Source organism: Superficieibacter sp. (assembly GCF_032071645.1).
Lineage (GTDB): Bacteria > Pseudomonadota > Gammaproteobacteria > Enterobacterales > Enterobacteriaceae > Superficieibacter.
In genome coordinates this window covers 165372-184907 of record NZ_DAMAPU010000003.1, presented here as the reverse complement: position 1 = coordinate 184907, position 19536 = coordinate 165372, and the positions used below count along the sequence as shown (strand labels likewise).

Annotated in this window: 16 protein-coding genes; 4 read left to right on the top strand and 12 right to left on the bottom strand. The window is 49.7% G+C overall.

Features of this window, described 5'->3' with window-relative positions; all coding sequences use genetic code 11:
- On the bottom strand, positions 1-2613 hold the full coding sequence (gene pepN / locus RT197_RS07615) for an aminopeptidase N (protein WP_312948889.1): 2613 nt from the start codon (positions 2611-2613) through the stop codon (positions 1-3).
- A gap of 265 nt (positions 2614-2878) precedes the next feature.
- On the opposite strand from pepN, the gene pncB reads away from it, so the two are divergent.
- The 4 genes from pncB to RT197_RS07595 all read left to right on the top strand — a co-directional run bounded on the left by pncB (position 2879) and on the right by RT197_RS07595 (position 8694).
- The gene (pncB, locus tag RT197_RS07610) at positions 2879-4081 is read left to right on the top strand and encodes a nicotinate phosphoribosyltransferase (RefSeq protein WP_312948888.1); all 1203 of its coding nucleotides are present in this window, start codon (positions 2879-2881) and stop codon (positions 4079-4081) included.
- Between the two features lie 173 nt (positions 4082-4254).
- On the top strand, positions 4255-5655 hold the full coding sequence (gene asnS / locus RT197_RS07605; protein WP_312948887.1) for an asparagine--tRNA ligase: 1401 nt from the start codon (positions 4255-4257) through the stop codon (positions 5653-5655).
- 591 nt (positions 5656-6246) lie between these two features.
- Positions 6247-7320 carry a porin OmpF gene (ompF, locus tag RT197_RS07600; protein WP_312948886.1) on the top strand — a complete coding sequence of 358 codons (1074 nt, stop codon included), beginning with the start codon at positions 6247-6249 and terminating at the stop codon, positions 7318-7320.
- A gap of 183 nt (positions 7321-7503) precedes the next feature.
- Entirely contained in the window at positions 7504-8694 is a 1191-nt protein-coding gene (locus RT197_RS07595) for an amino acid aminotransferase (protein WP_312948884.1), read from the top strand.
- Between the two features lie 61 nt (positions 8695-8755).
- Here the strand turns inward: RT197_RS07595 and RT197_RS07590 are convergent, their stop codons facing one another.
- The 11 genes from RT197_RS07590 to RT197_RS07540 all read right to left on the bottom strand — a co-directional run bounded on the left by RT197_RS07590 (position 8756) and on the right by RT197_RS07540 (position 19530).
- Complete coding sequence (locus RT197_RS07590) at positions 8756-9403, bottom strand: MBL fold metallo-hydrolase (RefSeq protein WP_312948883.1); 648 nt, start codon at positions 9401-9403, stop codon at positions 8756-8758.
- A gap of 27 nt (positions 9404-9430) precedes the next feature.
- Positions 9431-9982 carry a YcbK family protein gene (locus RT197_RS07585; RefSeq protein ID WP_312948882.1) on the bottom strand — a complete coding sequence of 184 codons (552 nt, stop codon included), beginning with the start codon at positions 9980-9982 and terminating at the stop codon, positions 9431-9433.
- A gap of 186 nt (positions 9983-10168) precedes the next feature.
- On the bottom strand, positions 10169-11974 hold the full coding sequence (ldtD, locus tag RT197_RS07580) for a L,D-transpeptidase (protein WP_312948880.1): 1806 nt from the start codon (positions 11972-11974) through the stop codon (positions 10169-10171).
- Between the two features lie 221 nt (positions 11975-12195).
- Complete coding sequence (locus RT197_RS07575; protein ID WP_312948878.1) at positions 12196-13272, bottom strand: hypothetical protein; 1077 nt, start codon at positions 13270-13272, stop codon at positions 12196-12198.
- Between the two features lie 155 nt (positions 13273-13427).
- Positions 13428-14057, bottom strand: a complete 630-nt coding sequence (locus RT197_RS07570; RefSeq protein WP_312948876.1) for a M23 family metallopeptidase — start codon at positions 14055-14057, stop codon at positions 13428-13430.
- Between the two features lie 173 nt (positions 14058-14230).
- Entirely contained in the window at positions 14231-15049 is an 819-nt protein-coding gene (locus tag RT197_RS07565; protein WP_312948874.1) for a prepilin peptidase, read from the bottom strand.
- Between the two features lie 21 nt (positions 15050-15070).
- Positions 15071-16108: a type II secretion system F family protein gene (locus tag RT197_RS07560; RefSeq protein ID WP_312948872.1), complete on the bottom strand. Its 1038-nt coding sequence runs from the start codon at positions 16106-16108 to the stop codon at positions 15071-15073.
- Entirely contained in the window at positions 16095-17474 is a 1380-nt protein-coding gene (locus tag RT197_RS07555; protein WP_312949472.1) for an ATPase, T2SS/T4P/T4SS family, read from the bottom strand. The genes RT197_RS07560 and RT197_RS07555 overlap by 14 nt, the downstream gene beginning before the upstream one ends.
- Before the next feature lie 146 nt (positions 17475-17620).
- A complete protein-coding gene (locus tag RT197_RS07550) occupies positions 17621-18166 on the bottom strand; it encodes a hypothetical protein (protein ID WP_312948870.1) in 546 nt (181 codons plus the stop codon).
- Positions 18148-18978, bottom strand: a complete 831-nt coding sequence (locus RT197_RS07545) for a hypothetical protein (RefSeq protein ID WP_312948868.1) — start codon at positions 18976-18978, stop codon at positions 18148-18150. The genes RT197_RS07550 and RT197_RS07545 overlap by 19 nt, the downstream gene beginning before the upstream one ends.
- A 12-nt stretch (positions 18979-18990) precedes the next feature.
- A complete protein-coding gene (locus tag RT197_RS07540) occupies positions 18991-19530 on the bottom strand; it encodes a hypothetical protein (RefSeq protein ID WP_312948866.1) in 540 nt (179 codons plus the stop codon).
- Positions 19531-19536: the final 6 nt, after the last annotated feature.

The following is a 19536-nucleotide window of genomic DNA, read 5'->3' as shown; positions in this document are numbered from 1 at the left end:
TCAGGCCAGCGCTTTGGCGATCTTCTCGTACAAATCACCCGACAAATTCTCCAGCCCTTTCAGTTGCTCAAGCGCAGCACGCATCAGCGCCTGACGTTTTTCGTCGTAGCGTTTCAGGCGGATCAGCGGTTCGATCAGCCGTGAGGCCACCTGCGGATTACGGCTGTTCAACTCGGTGAGCATTTCAACCATAAACGCATAGCCGCTGCCGTCTTCCGCGTGGAACGCCGCCGGGTTGCTGCTGGCAAATGCGCCAATCAACGAACGGATACGGTTCGGGTTGCTAAGGGTAAACGAGCGATGATTCAGCAGGCTGCGCACGGTTTGCAGGGCATTCTGCGCCGGGCTGGTGGCTTGCAGCACAAACCATTTATCCATGACCAGGCCATCCTGATGCCATTTGTCGTCATACTCCTGCATCAGCGCATCGCGGCACGGCAACTGGGCCGCGACGGCAGCGGAGAGCGCCGCCAGCGCATCAGTCATATTGTCCGCATGATGATACTGATCGCTGACCAGTTTCACCGCCAGCGCTTCGTCGCCAAACGCCAGATAGCGCAGGCAGGCGTTACGCAGAGTGCGTTTGCCGATATCGCCGTGATCCACCCGATACGCTGCCAGCTTGTTAGCGTTATAGACGGCGAGGAATTCATCGGCCAGCTCGGTGGCCAGCGTGCGGGTCAGCGCTTCACGTACCGCCACAATCGCCACTGGATCGATAATCTCGAACAGCTCGGCGATCTCGGTTGCAGAAGGCAGCGTCAGGATTTCCGCAGCCAGCGCCGGGTCGATATGCTCATCCAGCAAAATGCCACGGAAGGCGTCAGCCACATGGATGGGCAGTGACAGCGGCTGATCCTGCTGATAGCGGGCGACGTTGAGTTTGATCCAGATCGCGAGCAGGCTTTGCGCCGCATCCCAACGGGAGAAGTCGTTACGCGCGTGGCGCATCAGGAACGTCAGCTGTTGATCGCTCCATTTGTATTCCAGCTTCACCGGCGCGGAGAATTCGCGCAGCAGTGATGGCACCGGTGGCGTCTCAACGTTATCGAAAATAAAGCTCTGTTCCGCTTCGGTAACGTTCAGCACATGGTGGACCGGATGCCCGCCTTTCTGCAGCGGGATAACCTTCCCTTCGCTGTCGTAAAGTTCGATATCAAACGGAATATGCAGCGGCGCTTTTTCCGGCTGCTCTGCGGTTGCTGGCGTGCGCTGACTGATGGTCAGCGTGTACTGGCTGTTTTCCGCGTTGTAGTCATCGCGTACGGTAACAACCGGCGTACCGGACTGGCTGTACCAGCGGCGGAAATGAGACAGATCGACGTTTGACGCGTCTTCCATCGCCTGAACAAAATCATCGCAGGTGGCCGCGCTGCCATCGTGACGTTCGAAATAAAGCTGCATACCTTTCTGGAAGTTTTCTTCACCGAGCAGCGTATGCAGCATACGGATAACTTCCGCCCCTTTTTCATATACCGTCAGGGTATAGAAGTTATTCATTTCAATAACTTTATCCGGGCGGATCGGATGCGCCATCGGGCTGGCGTCTTCGGCAAACTGAAGCCCGCGCATGGTGCGAACGTTATTAATACGATTCACGGCGCGCGAGCCGAGATCGGAGCTGAATTCCTGATCGCGGAATACGGTCAGCCCTTCTTTCAGGCTTAGCTGGAACCAGTCGCGGCAGGTAACGCGGTTTCCGGTCCAGTTGTGGAAATACTCATGACCGATAACCCGTTCGATATCCAGATAGTCTTTATCGGTCGCGGTGTCGGTACGGGCCAGCACATATTTGGAGTTAAAGACGTTGAGCCCTTTATTCTCCATTGCCCCCATATTGAAGAAATCCACCGCCACGATCATATAGATGTCGAGGTCGTACTCCAGACCGAAGCGGTCTTCATCCCACTTCATGGAGTTTTGCAGCGAGGTCATCGCCCACGGCGCGCGGTCAAGATTACCGCGATCGACAAACAGCTCCAGCGCTACCTTGCGCCCGGAACGGGTCGTAAAGGAGTCGCGCAGCACGTCAAAATCACCGGCGACCAGCGCAAACAGATAGCAAGGTTTCGGGAACGGGTCCTGCCACTGCACCCAGTGACGACCATTTTCCAGCTCGCCCTGATCGATGCGATTACCGTTGGAGAGCAAATACGGATACAGGGTTTTGTCGGCAATTATTTTGGTGGTAAAACGCGCCAGCACGTCCGGGCGGTCGAGATACCAGGTAATATGGCGAAAACCTTCAGCTTCGCACTGGGTACACAGCGCTTCGCCCGACTGGTACAGACCTTCCAGCGCCGTATTGGCCGATGGGCTGATTTCATTGACGATGCGCAGCGTAAAGTGCTCCGGCAGACCGGAAATAACCAGATGGCGGTCTTCTTGTTGGTAATCCGTCCACGGCTGGTCGTTGATATGCAGGGACACCAGCGTCAACTCTTCGCCGTCCAGTTTTAGTGGAACCTCAGACGCCCCCTGGCGAGTCACCTGGCTTACCGCCGTTACAACGGTTTTTGTGGCATCCAGGTCAAAGGTCAAGTCAATATCACTAATCAGGTAGTCAGGCGCACGATAATCGTGGCGGTATTTGGCTTGTGGCTGTTGTGTCATAAAAAACCTTTAGCATCTTCAGTTATGTATCGACCCCAGTCTATTCCTGTTGCCAGGATCGCGCTATGCAGAATCATCATCTTTTCGGGAGCCAGGGCGTTAATTGCTACATTTATATAACATAGGCACAAATTGCTCTCGATCCAATTGTCAGCTTGTGTTGTGATCGGGGTTTAATAAACAGATAATCAGGGTATACTCCTGCGTCTTTTATCTGCCTGGTTTGAGATGGAAACGCTCCTGTGAGAGGACGCTACAGCGCACCATGATACAATTCGCTTCCCCTATTCTGCACTCGCTGCTTGATACGGACGCCTACAAGCTGCATATGCAGCAGGCGGTTTTCCACCACTACTATGATGTTCAGGTCGCTGCGGAATTCCGCTGCCGTGGAGACGATCTGCTCGGTATTTATGCAGATGCCATTCGTGAACAGGTTGAGGCGATGCAGTCGCTCAGCCTGCAAGATGACGAATACCAGTGGCTGTCCGGCCTTCCCTTCTTTAAAAAAGATTATCTCGACTGGCTGCGCGATTTTCGCTATGACCCCACCCAGGTAACCGTCAGCAATGAAGACGGCAGGCTGAATATTCGCCTGAGCGGGCCGTGGCGGGAAGTGATTATGTGGGAAGTCCCGCTGCTCGCCGTGGTCAGTGAACTGGTTCATCGCTACCGCTCCCCGGAAGCCACCACCCGGATGGCGCTCGACACCCTTGAGCAGAAGCTGGCGGCCTTTTCTCGCTTAACCGCTGATACCGATATGTCCGCCTTCCGGCTGATGGATTTCGGAACCCGCCGCCGTTTCTCCCGCGACGTACAGCAGGCTATCGTCCACCGTCTACAGCAGGAGCCGTGGTTTGTCGGCACCAGCAATTACGATCTCGCCCGGCGGCTGTCGCTGACACCGATGGGCACCCAGGCGCATGAGTGGTTCCAGGCGCACCAGCAAATTAGCCCGGATCTCGCCACCAGTCAGCGCGCAGCTCTTGCCGCCTGGCTCAATGAATACCCGGATCAACTGGGCATCGCGCTGACTGACTGCATTACGATGGACGCTTTCCTGCGCGATTTCGGCCCGGAATTTGCCACCCGCTATCAGGGGCTGCGCCATGATTCCGGCGACCCGGCAGAATGGGGAGAAAAGGCTATCGCCCACTACCAGAAACTGGGTATCGATCCGCTGAGCAAAACGCTGGTGTTCTCAGATAATCTCGATTTAAACAAAGCCTTCGATCTCTATCGCCATTTTGCGGCGCGGGTGAATCTGGGCTTCGGCATCGGCACGCGTCTGACCTGCGACATCCCGCAGGTGAAACCGCTGAATATCGTCATTAAGCTGGTGGAATGTAACGGCAAGCCAGTGGCAAAACTCTCCGACAGTCCTGGCAAAACCATCTGCCACGACAAAGCCTTTGTCCGCGCCCTGCGCAAAGCCTTCGACCTGCCCAAAGTCAAAAAAGCCAGCTAGTACAAAAAGGGAGCCATCGCGCTCCCTTTGCTGTTGTTATTTTCCAATTTCTTACCTCCACACTGCGAATTTTATTTGTCTGTCCGCCGATGACAGGTAACATAGGTGTCCCCCCGCTGCGGGGGAATTCATGTGTATATTGGACTACTTAACAGATAACAGAGAGACTATTTATGAGCGTTGTGCCTGTAGCCGACGTACTCCAGGGCCGCGTTGCCGTTGACAGTGAAGTCACCGTGCGCGGATGGGTACGTACCCGCCGAGATTCAAAAGCTGGCATCTCCTTCCTCGCCGTTTATGACGGTTCCTGCTTTGATCCTGTACAGGCCGTCATTAATAATTCTCTGCCTAATTACAATGATGACGTTTTGCGTCTGACTACCGGTTGTTCCGTCATCGTTACCGGCGTGGTGACCGCTTCGCCGGGTCAGGGCCAGGCTTTTGAGCTTCAGGCAACCTCGGTAGAAGTGACTGGCTGGGTTGACGATCCTGATACCTACCCGATGGCCGCAAAACGTCACAGCATCGAATACCTGCGTGAAGTCGCGCATATGCGTCCGCGCACCAATATGATCGGTGCCGTGGCCCGCGTGCGTCATACCCTGGCGCAGGCGCTGCATCGTTTCTTCCACGAGCAGGGTTTCTTCTGGGTTTCTACTCCGCTAATCACCGCCTCGGACACCGAAGGCGCAGGCGAAATGTTCCGCGTTTCCACTCTGGATCTGGAAAACCTGCCGCGTAACGATCAGGGTAAAATCGATTTCGATAAAGACTTCTTCGGCAAAGAAGCGTTCCTGACCGTTTCCGGCCAGTTGAACGCTGAGACATACGCCTGCGCGCTGTCCAAAGTGTATACCTTTGGTCCTACTTTCCGCGCGGAAAACTCCAACACCAGCCGCCATCTGGCCGAGTTCTGGATGCTGGAGCCGGAAGTGGCCTTCGCCGATCTTGAGGATAACGCCCGTCTGGCAGAAGCCATGCTGAAATATGTCTTCCAGGCAGTGCTCAACGAGCGAATGGACGATCTTAAATTCTTCGCTGAACGCGTGGATAAAGACGCTATTGAACGACTGGAGCGCTTCATTGCTGCCGATTTCGCCCAGGTGGATTACACTGACGCGGTGACCATCCTTGAAAACTGCGGACAGAAATTTGAAAACCCGGTCTACTGGGGCGTGGATCTCTCTTCCGAGCATGAACGTTATCTTGCCGAGAAACATTTCAAGGCCCCGGTAGTGGTTAAAAACTACCCGAAAGAGATCAAAGCGTTTTACATGCGCCTGAATGACGACGGTAAAACCGTCGCCGCGATGGACGTGCTGGCGCCGGGCATCGGTGAGATCATTGGGGGTTCCCAGCGTGAAGAACGTCTGGACGTCCTGGACGCGCGCATGGCCGAAATGGGCCTTAACAAAGAAGATTACTGGTGGTATCGCGATCTGCGTCGTTATGGCACCGTACCGCACGCCGGTTTTGGTCTGGGCTTTGAACGCCTGATCGCATACGTGACCGGTGTTCAGAACGTACGTGACGTGATCCCGTTCCCGCGCACGCCGCGCAACGCAACCTTCTAAAATTCTCAAGGCCAGCTTCGGCTGGCTTTTTCTTCGCTTTGTGAACTTTTGTCAGTCAACCTTCAGTAAATCTCGCATTCAACCCCCTTTCTCCCCCAGCCTGTAACACTCTGTTTCGGCGTTACAAAACTGTACAAAAAATTCCCCACATTCTTATTGCGGTTAAGCTAAATCTTAATACATAGCAGAAAAATTCAGCTTATTGCGGAAATCCAGATGGCTAAATGCAAACAGAGGAAAAACAGAGATTGGACCGACTTTACGATAAGAAAGGCTTTTATCTAAATTAAATATAAGCATTTCATATATATAGGATACACAGTGCCGATTTAGTCATCGATTAGTTCGGAAGTTTGAGGTCTCTCACAAAGTTCCTCAAAATTAATAAATTCTTACACATTATTTCTTTTTGTTACTTATTTAAGACATTTGTAGCACTTTCAGGCTAGCGAAACGTTGTTATGAATGGAAAGATGCCTTCAGACACAGAAAGACACCAAACTCTCATCAATGGTTCCGTAAATTTATATTGACAGAATTTATTGGCGGCAGTGGCAGGTGTTCAAAAAAAACCAATGAGGGTAATAAATAATGATGAAGCGCAATATCCTGGCAGTGGTAATCCCTGCCCTGCTGGTAGCGGGCGCAGCTAACGCTGCCGAAGTTTATAATAAAGATGGCAACAAGGTTGATATTTACGGTAAAGCGGTCGGTCTGCACTATTTCTCTAAAGACAATGGTGACAACAGCTACGGCGGTAACGGCGACCAGACTTATGCCCGTCTTGGTTTCAAAGGGGAAACTCAGATTAACGACCAACTGACTGGTTATGGTCAGTGGGAATATCAGTTCAACGGTAACAACTCTGAAGGCGCTGATGCCCAGAACGGTAACAAAACCCGTCTGGCGTTTGCCGGTCTGAAATTCGGCGATGCAGGTTCTTTCGACTACGGTCGTAACTATGGCCTGGTTTACGACGCACTGGGTTACACCGATATGCTGCCAGAATTCGGCGGCGACACTGCAAGCGCTGACCAGTTCTTTGCTGGTCGTAACGGCGGTCTGGCAACGTACCGTAACTCCAACTTCTTTGGTCTGGTTGACGGCCTGAACTTCGCTGCCCAGTACCTGGGTAAAAACGAGCGTTCTACCGTTAACCGTTCTAACGGCGACGGCTGGGCTGGCTCTCTGAGCTACGAAGTTGACGGCTTCGGCGTTGTGGGTGGCTACGGTGCCGCTGACCGCACTAACGATCAGCAGAATCCTGCCCTGCGGGGTCATGGTGATACCGCTGAACAGTGGGCAACTTCCGTTAAGTATGATGCGAACAACATCTACCTGGCCGGTACCTACAGCGAAACCCGTAACGCGACCCGTATCCCTGGCGGCTACGCTAACAAAACTGAAGACGTGCTGCTGGTTGCACAGTATCAGTTCGACTTCGGCCTGCGTCCGTCCCTGGGCTACACCAAGTCTAAAGGCAAAGACATCGAAGGCGTGGGCGATGTTGATCTCGTGAACTACTTCGAAGTGGGCGCGACCTACTACTTCAACAAAAACATGTCTACCTACGTAGACTACATCATCAACCAGATCGACAGCGACAACGAGCTGGGCATTGGTTCTGATGATACTGTTGCAGTGGGTATCGTTTACCAGTTCTAATCGCTATATCCCTTTGGTATATGCTTGAAAAACAGGACTTCGGTCCTGTTTTTTTATGCCTGCCAGTAAAAAGTTTTCTCTTTTAAAAAGACCGTCGCTTTTTGTCGCAAACGGTTGGCATTTGTCTCATCTCCCGTTAACCTGATAGCGGATCTCCCTTCGTAATCATAATGGAACGTCGCCATGTTTGAGAACATTACCGCAGCCCCTGCCGACCCGATTCTGGGCCTCGCCGATCTGTTTCGTACCGATGACCGCCCGGGAAAAATCAATCTGGGTATTGGTGTTTATAAAGATGAAACTGGCAAGACGCCGGTGCTGACCAGCGTGAAAAAAGCAGAACAATATCTGCTGGAAAACGAGACAACAAAAAATTACCTCGGAATTGACGGTATCCCGGAATTTGGCCGCTGCACGCAGGAACTGTTATTTGGTAAAGACAGCGCCATTATCAGCGACAAACGTGCGCGCACGGCACAGACGCCGGGCGGTACGGGCGCACTGCGCGTCGCTGCCGACTTTATTGCTAAAAATACCGATGCTAAACGCGTCTGGGTGAGTAATCCGAGCTGGCCTAACCATAAGGGCGTATTCAACGCGGCGGGCCTTGAGGTTCGCGAGTATAACTATTATGACGCCGCTAACCACGCGCTGGATTTTGACGGTCTGCTGGCAAGCCTGAATGAAGCCCAGGCGGGCGACGTGGTTCTGTTCCACGGCTGCTGCCATAACCCGACGGGTATCGATCCGACGCTGGAGCAATGGCAACAGCTGGCGCAGCTCTCTGTTGCAAAAGGCTGGCTGCCACTGTTTGACTTCGCCTATCAGGGCTTTGCCCGTGGTCTGGAAGAAGACGCAGAAGGCCTGCGCGCGTTCACCGCGCTGCATCAGGAACTGATTGTTGCCAGCTCCTTCTCGAAAAACTTCGGCCTGTATAATGAGCGCGTAGGTGCCTGTACGCTGGTTGCAGCAGATGCGGCCACCGCCGACCGTGCCTTCAGCCAGATGAAGTCCACCATTCGCGCTAACTACTCTAACCCACCGGCTCACGGTGCGGCAGTGGTAGCAACAATTCTGAGCAACGACGCCCTGCGTGCCATCTGGGAGCAGGAACTGAACGATATGCGCCAGCGCATTCAGCGTATGCGCCTGCTGTTTGTGAATACGCTCCAGGAAAAAGGCGCGAATCGCGACTTCAGCTTTATCACCCGGCAAAATGGCATGTTCTCTTTTAGCGGTCTGACCAAAGAGCAGGTGCTGCGTCTGCGCGAAGAGTTTGGCGTGTACGCCGTCGCTTCCGGGCGCGTGAACGTGGCGGGCATGACGCCGGACAATATGTCCCCGCTGTGCGAGGCTATTGTCGCAGTCCTGTAATAACATCATAAAGACAAAAGGCCGCAAACATGTTGCGGCCTTTTTTATTGCGGGACGTTAATTACCAGACCGGCAATTCATCCTGCAGGAAAGGATTATGCAGACGCTCATGACCGAGGGTGGACATCGGTCCGTGCCCGGAAATAAAGGTCACGTCATCACCGAGCGGCAGCAGCTTACGCTTGATGGAATCAATCAGCTGGCTGTGATCGCCGCGCGGAAAATCGCTGCGCCCTACACCGCCCTTGAAAATGACATCGCCTGAAATCAGCAGCCGGGAAGCCGCATCAAAAAAGACAATGTGTCCTGGTGTATGCCCCGGACAGTGTAAAACGTCAAGACTGATATTGCCGACGCTGACATTGTCGCCTTCGCTTAACCAGCGATCCGGCGTCAGCGGCAGACATTCATCCAGGCCAAACATCCGGCTCTGGGCAGGCAGTCCCTGTAGCCAGAACTCGTCTTCTTTATCCGGTCCGATTACCGGCACGCCATAGTGTTCTGCCAGTTCAGCAGCGGCACCCACGTGATCCAGATGACCGTGAGTCAGTAAAATTTGCATCAGCGTCACGCCTGACGCCGCGACTTCCTGTTTAATACGTTCGGCGTCACCGCCAGGATCGACCAGCGCCGCCAGTTTGGTCTGTTCACACCAGATTAATGAACAGTTCTGAGAAAAAGCGGTTACCGGAATAATGCGATAGTTCATGCTGCTCCTGTCTCATTAAGCGCCTGATTACCAGTGCCGGACCGGCCCGGTATCAATATGCACAAAGTTGCTACTCGGGTAATATCCTACACCACCTGAGCGCATAGATAACGCCGCTTTGCGAATATTGCTTAATGAGAGACCTTCAATGTGGAAATCCATCGCCTGACCTTTGGTGTGGTAGCTGTTTTTCGCCACGCCGCTGCCGCGTTTGCGCAGATCATCGTTAGTATTTAACGAGCGATAGCCGGAAATGAGCTGCACGGGTTTACGCGTATCCAGTAACGCCTGAAGGCGATAAAGCTGATCGAATAATTTTGGGTCGATGGACTTAATTTTATTCGCGCGATAGTCACGGAAAAAATGGTTAAGTTTTGCTAATTCATCCTGAATATAGCCTCTGCCATCGAAGAACTCCGCTTTAATTGACTCACCGGTATGCAGGTTGTTCAACGTCAAAATACGCGGACGTGGGGTCGAGAGGGTGGCAAATGCTGGCGATGGTAAGATGACCGCTGCGCCCAGCGCAACGCCACCTAACGCCAGCAGCTTGCGGCGATTAGCGTCAAATTTGTCCATGATAATCAGGTCTACAGTAAAAGTATTAGTGTCGGGAATTTATGCATTTCTGGCGCACGAAGGCACCTTACCGGGCATTACATCTGGCGTCAATACCGCCAAATCCAGTAAAAACGGGCCTTGCAGCGATGCAGGCCCGTTTTTTTACTGATACTTTCGACACTTACCTGGACTGAACTTCTTCATTTACCTGATTAATTGTTCGGCTTTTTCCATAATTTGTGCGCCAGATCGCGCGGTGAGATCGTAATTGTAAATATCTGTACGATACTGCGCCTTACCATCAGCGCCAATAAAGGCGGTCAAATAGTAAAGGTTCACCGGAATATCCTGACGGATATTAACGTAGCGGGTATCACCCTGCTTTAACGCACCGGAAATACGCGCGTCGTTCCAGCCCGCGTCTGTTAATAACATGTTAGCCAGTTCCGAGGCTTTATTAACGCGCACGCAGCCGGAACTGAGCGCACGGGCGTCACGCTGGAACAGATTATGGTTCGGCGTATCGTGCAGATAGATAGCGTCCGAGCTGGGCATATTAAATTTGTAGCGTCCAAGCGAGTTATGCGCGCCGGGTGCCTGCTGAAAACGGAACGGCAGGTTTGACGGGGTGATGGTCGCCCAGTCAACGTTCCACGGATCGATGGTTTCGTTGCTGTTCCAGCCGCGCATCACCGTATAACCGTGACGCTCCAGATACCCCGGATCGTTCCATACCTTCGGCAGAATATCCTTGCGGGCCAGCGTCGGCGGCACGTTCCACGGTGGATTAACCACGACGTTGTTTAACGCGCTGCTCATCATCGGCGTTTTACGATCCGGTCGACCGACAATCACGCGCGAATCCAGTACCGGATCGCCGTTCTGATAATAGACCAGCGAATAGGCCGGGATGTTGACCATGATGCCGGTAGAAAGTTTGCCCGGCAGCAGACGCAAACGCTGAATGTTGAGCGCCAGCACGCCTGCGCGCTGCGACGGAGAGACGTTCAGCCAGTCGCGGGTAGCACCGCCAATCACGCCATCTGCCCCCAGTCCCTGCCAGGCCTGGAAACGCTTCACGGCTTCAACCAGGGTTTTATCATACGCGGCGCGTACGGGCTGCGGTTTGGTGGCAGGTGCGGCCGACGTGCTCACCGCCGCGCTGTCGTCGCCCGGCAGCACGATGTCCGGTCCGCCGTCCAGCATTCCGGTACGCTGAAGTATTTCGCGTAGCGCAGGGATGTCATTGCTCCATTGCCCCGGACGTAGCGAGGCTTTACCCGTCAGTTGCGGCCATGGACGACGATCTTCGGTCAGGGCCAGCAGCGCCTGATGCATGGCGTCATACTGGGGATGCTGCGGAGCCAGCCCGCCGATAAACTGCGGCAGGGAGCCGTTATCCAGCGCCAGCTGCCACTGATTGAGCACCGACAATGGCGGCGTTGCCAGCGCATAAGGTTTGGTGCTGTACAGCCAGCGGTTGCCCTTCACCGGAATATTGCTGACAAAATGCAGGTAGCCCATCATGGCATCCGAAAGCACCACATCGCGCGCCATGCCGGTCACTGCCGGATCGGTCAGATGTTGCACCCAGGCGGTAAACTGCGGCTGGAAGCCTGCAATCGCTACTTCCACCAGTTGCTGCTGAAATGCTTTGACCGCATCGCGGTTATCCCACATGGGTTTCATGTCACGCGCGGCATACAGCGCTGAAAGCGCGTTGATGTATACGGGCGTATAGCCCGCCGGAAGCTGGCTTTGAATATCGGCCCGCGCCGCTTCAGGCGAACGATTTACCGGGAACGGCTGTTCCCCCATTAGCATCACCACCGCGCTGGATTGAGCCAGAGGCGTGGCGAACGCCTGGGCGTTTTCGCCCATCGTTGCCGAGCTGTCTGTCGGAACAACTTCAGGCTCATCGGCCTGCACGCTGAACAGTGGAGCAAATGCGAGAGTCAGACAGATACTCAGCGCTGACAATCGACGACCATAATTACGTATTAGCAACATCCCTTGCCCCCTGTTATTCATTGCTGCCCGCACTAACCGGGGCTTACTCTTAGTATATGAAGACAAGAATACTTTTGCCTGATCAAATGTAAAGAAGATTAAAGACTTTACGCTTGACAGTACCCATAAAGAGCAAAAGAGAAAGGCGACATTATCGTCGCCTTTTTACAGCACCGCGCCAGCAGGTCACAGAGATAAGCAAGTGGCCCCCAGACTACAGGTCACTCCACGGGTATGCTCGGTACTGGTTGCCGTGGGTAAGGGCACAGTTTTGATTGATCTGCACAATTCAGAATGCTCTGTTCAACATATACTCGCCAGCCATCCTCACCCCAGCTTGGGACGCCATTGCCCTGATACGTTCTGACACTGATTCTGTCTGTCTGCCCGAAATCAAAATATCGACCATCACCCCATTCTTTAAATGTGCGGGTTTCAGTAGTCTCTGAATTATCTGGATGGTAGATTATGTTAGAAATATTAAAGTCCAGATAACCTGTCCCATCAACAAAGTTACTGAATCCATTAAAGCCTGGAGTCCCATCTGGATAACGCTCATTTGGATCACTTTTCAATTCAGGTGTCAGACGTGCCAACATTCTGAAGGGCTGTGTCTTTGTCGGCGCAGGAGTAAACTTAATGACCGCCACGGGCATATCATAAAAATAATCTTTTTTATCCATTACAACATCGTTGTACTCAAAACCAAAAACTTCAATAACCAGGAACTCGAGATTATTGGAAGGGATGAATATCTCCTGAGTTCTTAAAGGCTTAATTGGCCCACTTTGCTTAGTTGAAGTATCGCCGCCACAATACTCTCCGGCATTCCTGCAGGTATCATGAGACTCCACGAAAAAATAACCAGACAACGATACCTCGTTATCTTCTGGCCCCCAAGTAGTACTACTGCTTCGGAAATTAGCTAAAGTAGCCTCCGGGAAGCGGTGCCGGTAAAAATCAGAGTTGAGCGACTCCCCCAATACCGGAACTGGTGCATTTGATATATCAATTGAGTATCTGAACAAGGCTTCTATGTTCTGGTCCTGGTGTGACAGATCGTGATTCATTGGATATGAGCTGTTTTTATAATGGCAAGCACTGTCAGAATAGAAATCACAGCCCGAAGCGGGAAAATTAGGCTCAAAAATGCTTCGTAGAAATCTGTAGTCGCCATTATTATTTGTTCTGACTTCCTTCCTTCCTTTATTCGCATCGTTCCCTTTAACTTTCCAGTACACATTATAACCGGCCCCCTGACTGTTACCGCGAGTTCCGGGATCAGCAAAAACATCCACAACAAGATAATGCTCCGATGGCGGAGGGGTACGCGTATTGAAGCAAATTCTGCATTGTACGCCGCATAACCCGGACTGGTTATTAAGAGAAGCCCCCCTAAAAAAAGAGAAGCAGCGGTATAAGACGGAGTTTTTTTCATTTTATATCCTTATGTTTATATCACCACAACTAATTCATAACGACCGTTACGGCCAGAGATAACGCGATATTTTCCAAATACGACTGACCCCGGCGTAACCGTTTTACGAAGATGATTCCATTTTACCGAGATACGAGTATTTGTCTTCTCACCGGAAACCAGGATAATTCTGGGCTGGGCCTCTTCTTTTACATTAGCTTTTTTTTGCTGGCGAATATTACGTGGTAACATTCTGAATGGGTTATCCTCGCCAACATCAAGAAATGCCAGAGGATCCAGAGGCACACCGCGATATCCAATTTCGAGATGCAAATGTGCTCCCGTTGACCGCCCGGAATTACCCGATAAGGCAATGGTTTCACCCGCTTCAATTTCACGACCAGGCATCACTTTAATCGCCGAAAGATGCATATAACGGCTATACCAGCCTCCTGCGTGGTACAATGTAATATATTTTCCTGCGGTGCGTTTAAATCCAGATGAGATCACTTTTCCCTTCGCAACCGCCTGCACTGAAGTTCCAATAGGTAGCGCAAAATCTACACCGTTATGGTGGATCTTTCTCCCCAGAATGGGATGATCACGCATACCAAATCCCGAAGAAATTTTTGTATAGTGACTCACCGGAGACTCAAACTGGACCATGTCGTTATCCCGGTCCAGATATATTGGTTTACGTTCCGCATATCGATTTCTTTTTTTCAATATAAAAGAGATCGGATTACGCAACTCATCCCTTTTTGAAGGTGATGCGCACATGTCTGGAATTGACAGCGGTGAAACGCTCAGCCATAAACTCCATATCAGGCACAAAGACATCACCAATACTCCGTGATAAAAATCATCAAAAAAGCACTCACTGCAATGGAGGGACCAAATGGAATATAAAATGGCGTTGCATCAGTATCATCGGATTCATTATTATTGTCGACGAAGCGTACAATCAGCCAAAATAGCCCCCCAAGCGTAGCCGAGGCCAACAGCAACACCGGCAGTGATTCCCAGCCCAGCCAGGCACTGCAAGCCGCATAGAGTTTGACATCGCCCTGTCCCAGTCCGTGATAGTTTCTCAGCCTAAGCCAGGTATACATTACCCCCCACAGTAAGAGCCAGGTCAGCGCGACCCCAAATATAGCGCTTTGGATGCTCACCGTTGTCTTGCCTGAGGCTGCAAGCAGTAATCCGCCCCACAGCGCCATAAATACCAGGCTGTCAGGAAGTAATAAAAATTTGCAATCGATCACTGCCAGAATATAAAAGACAGTGAACAGACTACACAATCCTGTTAATAAATAGATATCTTTTGCATCGGGGAAAAACCATGCAAGGGCAAACCACGCAAATCCAACCAGCGCTTCAGACAAAGGATAGATAACAGCGATGGGCTGCGCGCATTGGCGACATTTACCTCGCAGAAGAAGCCAACTGACAACGGGAATATTATCCCAGGGTTTTACTCCCGCTTTACAATGTGGACAATGTGAAGGTGGCCACCAGAGATTAATCCCCCGTCCATCCGTGCTCTCCACGATCCCCATCATAATTGGCAAACGATAGATAACCACATTTGCAAAGCTGCCAAAATAAAGGCCGATAATCAGAAGAAACCATGGCATAAGGGGTTGCAAAATATCCATATCATTGTTCCCTTTAAATAATCAGAAAGAACCACTGGAGCCCATTGTGGCGAGTTTATCACTAAGCGAAAATAGCGCAGCAAATACCCATATAACAGTCAACCCTAAAACAAGGGTCGAAAGTGATTTAAGCAAACTTGATATTTTGTTCATATACTCTTTAATCTGCTCTCGTGATTTCTCAGAGACCGCTGCCAATACTTCGTTAAATGAAGGCAATGAGGAGTAAAGACTAATATTAAGCAACGCGTCAGCACCTAAAAGGCCCGAGTTGAGCGCTTCACCATAAGTTGCCCCCGTTGTCATTTTTTTCTGCATATAAGAAATGTGCCAACGTAACCAGCGAGTTGAATTCGTGGAGATAATAGTCAACGCATCATGAATTGGGATGCCATTTCGTAATTGCAACGCCAATATGTTCAAAAAAACTGAGGCTGATAATTGTTTGTATGTTGAAAATGGCATTATTCGGTCAAGAATCTTGTTGCGAATGTCCCCCGAAAATTGCGTCATAATAAATCTTATAAAAAAAACAATCATCACTGCGGCAACCAAAATATATACCCATAAGCCTTCGCATAATGCTATGCCAAAGGTGTATAACACACTTGTCACTTTAGGCCATTTTTCTACAGGCAGCACGCTGGCGAATGCCGGGAAGACCTTATAAGAGTAACCGGCAATGACGACAAGGGATAATGCCAACATAATCAACGGGAATGTCACTGCACCAATGAGTTTTTTTTGCAGTTCACTATTATAATTAATCACACTTACCAGCGATTTAAAGCCATCGTCCAGGCTCCCACTTCGCTCTGCGGCATTGATTGTACTCAATTCAGTATCAGGAACAGCCCCTTCAAAAACCTGAGCAATTGAAGTTGTTTTCGCCATGCGTAAGACCAGTTCATCCAGTTTTTTGACAAACCCGCCCCCCAGTAACGATTTCCCTTCATGCCGTAATTTCTGAATAGCATCATACAGGGGCAACTCTGCACTAATCATATCAGCACAAAATTGATATAAATAGACACGTTGATTCTTGCTAAATTTTTTCAACCAATACCTCCAAATCCTCTGTCGCTAGCTGACCAAACTCCATCTGGAACCATTCTGCACACACTCTGCCTTGCAGCACAGTCGCCAGGGTTTTCTCACGGATATCAAAACCCTCCGCCAGCGCTGGAGAATTGAAACGTTTCTTTCGCCAGATGTTATATACTTTTAACCATTTTTGTTCGGCAATTGCTTCCAGTTCGTCGTAAACAGGTAGCAGATATTCAACAACCAATTGTCTACCCGCAATGCCCGTATTCTTACATCGAGCACATCCGTCGCTATTTTTTTTATAACGAATGAAATCACGCTTACCCACTGATAAAGGTGATGTTAATTGTTTACAATCAGGACACAACAACGGAATCAACTTCTGGCATTGTAATCCTGCGATAAAACCAGGCGTTGATAATTTGTCACTGGTTATACCCAACGCGGAAAGACGTTGTAATAAAGAAACAATATTCCCGGCATGAACCGTCGTGAAACAGTAGTGTCCACTCTCTACCGCCCCTGCCAGTGCATTTGAAGAAATATTGTCCCTTATCTCACCCACCATCAGAACATCGGGATCACGGCGAAGTGATGATTTGATCGCAGAATGAAACCCACCCGACTCACCGCTCACTACGGAACTCTGTTTGGCACCATAAATTTGATATTCAACGGGATCTTCTACCGTCAAAAAACAGCCACGATCGTCATAACGATGAATCTGCATCCATTCCATCAAGTTCTTCAGTGTCGTTGATTTACCCGATCCTGTGGTACCCGCAATAATATATGCCCCATAGGGATTGCTGAGGATACGTTTAAGATCAGATATTTCTGCATCAGTGATGCCTAGTTTATCCAGGCTCGCCACCGATGCCTTATCTAACCCCGATGGAATAATACGCAAAACTGCGTGGTAGCAATCACTACTTTCACCAAAGATCGGATAATGTGCGTAACGAAAACGATAGCTTCTGCCTTTTAAGTTATAAAGAATATTCGCATTTTGAGAAATATGCCTGTTCCAGGTAGTATCGCGTGTACTGGCTTCAACGTTATAGAGAACGAAAACCAATTCATCGCAACGTAAAGCTTTCATTTGAATAAATGGACATAAAACACCATTTATTCTGAGTTCAACCTGAGCGACGACGTCATTTCGTGTGATATGTAAATCACTTGCCCCCATATCGACGGCACGCTGTAATAAACTCTCCAGATAAACCTGAGTATTACTTGAATCTTGCTCAAGCAAGCGTAGATCGGTAGACGTTATTTTTTCAATAATTTTAAAATAAACGCTTTCGTTGATCTGCGCTATGCCCTTTACGGTTATGTTATGAGTGACCTGCAGACGATGAATGATCGCCTGCATTGAACTCAAATTATCAATTAGTAATGTATACTCAATAAGCCAAAATTCCTCTTCGCGTTGAGCGACGAGTATAGAGTCATCAAACTCTAAAAAATGCCATTCTTCAGAATTAATGCTCTCATCAGCTAGTTGGATATAATCTAATATCACCTTGAAGCTTCCTTGATATTTACAATATCACCAGAAACATATTGAGCTATGTAATTGTAGCCTGCATAGCTAAAACGTTGATTGAGAGGAACCATTTTAATTCCACCACCTCCACCCGTTACTGCAACACGTTTCTGTCCAGCGATTTCAGAGATGAGTAAAGCACGTAATGCAGGTGCATTAACCGAAACGGACTGTTCATCCGTATCCGTAGATTCAGTCACCGCTTGATTGCCAGATGGCACTGAAGGTGCTGCCATACGGCTACCTTCTCCTTTTAATTTACGGATATCACTACGCAGCTTCTCCAGCGCGAGTTCGTTCGATAATTTTTTTCTCTGTTTTTCGAAAGCAAAATCATCTTCCATCAAAGTGATAACATGATCCTGCATTCTGGACTGATTCTCGGATCCTTGCTGTGAAGCATCATCTAAAACTTTAGCCACGATTTCCTGAGCAGGTTTTACTGCTGATGTTCCCTCAGCCATGACAATAGCCGGAGCCATAAACAGTCCTGAAATGATTAAAGTCCTTTTTTGCATACCAGCTCCCCGCTCAGTGTAAATTTGTCTTTAAGTTCGATTGATTTAATCACAAATGCTTGTGCAATTTTTTGTCTGGCAAGGACAGACACTAGCTGTGTAAAGCTGATGTTTTTGTCTGCCTGCAACTTCCATTTGACTGACATGAGTTGCCATGAGTTTATCGCATCCTTAACGCTAAGTTCCTGATCAGCAGCCGCTGATGAAGGCATTCCACTCATTTCAATTTGGTATTGAGCGCTACTCATCGAATTCCAGGTGTTGATCGCACTTAGCATTGAAGTGCAACCAGGAAGATCGGCCTGTTTACCGGTACCCCATTGCGTGAGCCAAGGGTGCACATTCAACCCTGAAGGAATATTACTGTAATCAAGCGTAGTGGCTGAGAAACTTGGTGAATAATCTTTACCGTCAATTGTCATATCAGCAACATTAAAAATTCGCCCACCTTTCAAAGAAAAACTGACTGCACACCCGGTAGGCGTACACTTCATTTGTGCTAATGAGAAACCGAGGAAATCCAGTTTCTGGACGTTACTCTGAATCGATAAAGCCAGTTTTTCCAGCGCGGTGATATCACCACCGGAGAGCGTATCCTGATAGTATTTTTTTACACTCGCTATCTTACGTTGACGCTCCTGCCGTTGACGCTCCAGAGCTTCCTGACGTACTTTCTCCGGATGGTAAACGAAATAATAATATCCCGTCCCCGCCGCACAACTCGCCAGCAGCACAGTACTCACCAGGAGTGTTATCTGCATTTTGCGATTCATGCTGTTCTTCCATAAATAGAGCCTGTCAATTCCAGCCATCCATTTATTCCTTTAGATAAATTTTAATAACAATGTTGTAAGTATGAGTATTGCGACTCCACCTAATGCCAGCCCAACGATCACTGCCTGACGTTTCTTCTTCAGCTTATTCTGGTGAGCAACACAGTTTTCAATAACATTGTTAATCATCGTCTCATCAAGCTCTCTGACATTAAGATGTTGATACAGAGAATTAGTTTTCAATTGCTCTCGTAAGTGTATCCAAAAGCGTTGCGATACAATTCGGTCGCTACCGGATACTAGCTCTCCATTGGCTATAATAAGAAAGTAATAATTACCTTTTGTTTCCAGCCAATAAATAGCATCTCCATACAACTCCTTAGCATGTAGCGCAAACGGTTCATATAAAGTCGAATGTTTTGCACAAAATCCCATGCATCGAACGTTGTCGGTGTTCAGATACTCTATGAGCCGATGGTCACGTTTTAGCGCAGTCAGCCATTGAAGATAGAATGGCTCATATTCTGCCGGCGTATAACCCCAAACGTTTTCTATCAGAACATTATTCTGTTTGAGCTTTTCCAGACGCATAGTTTA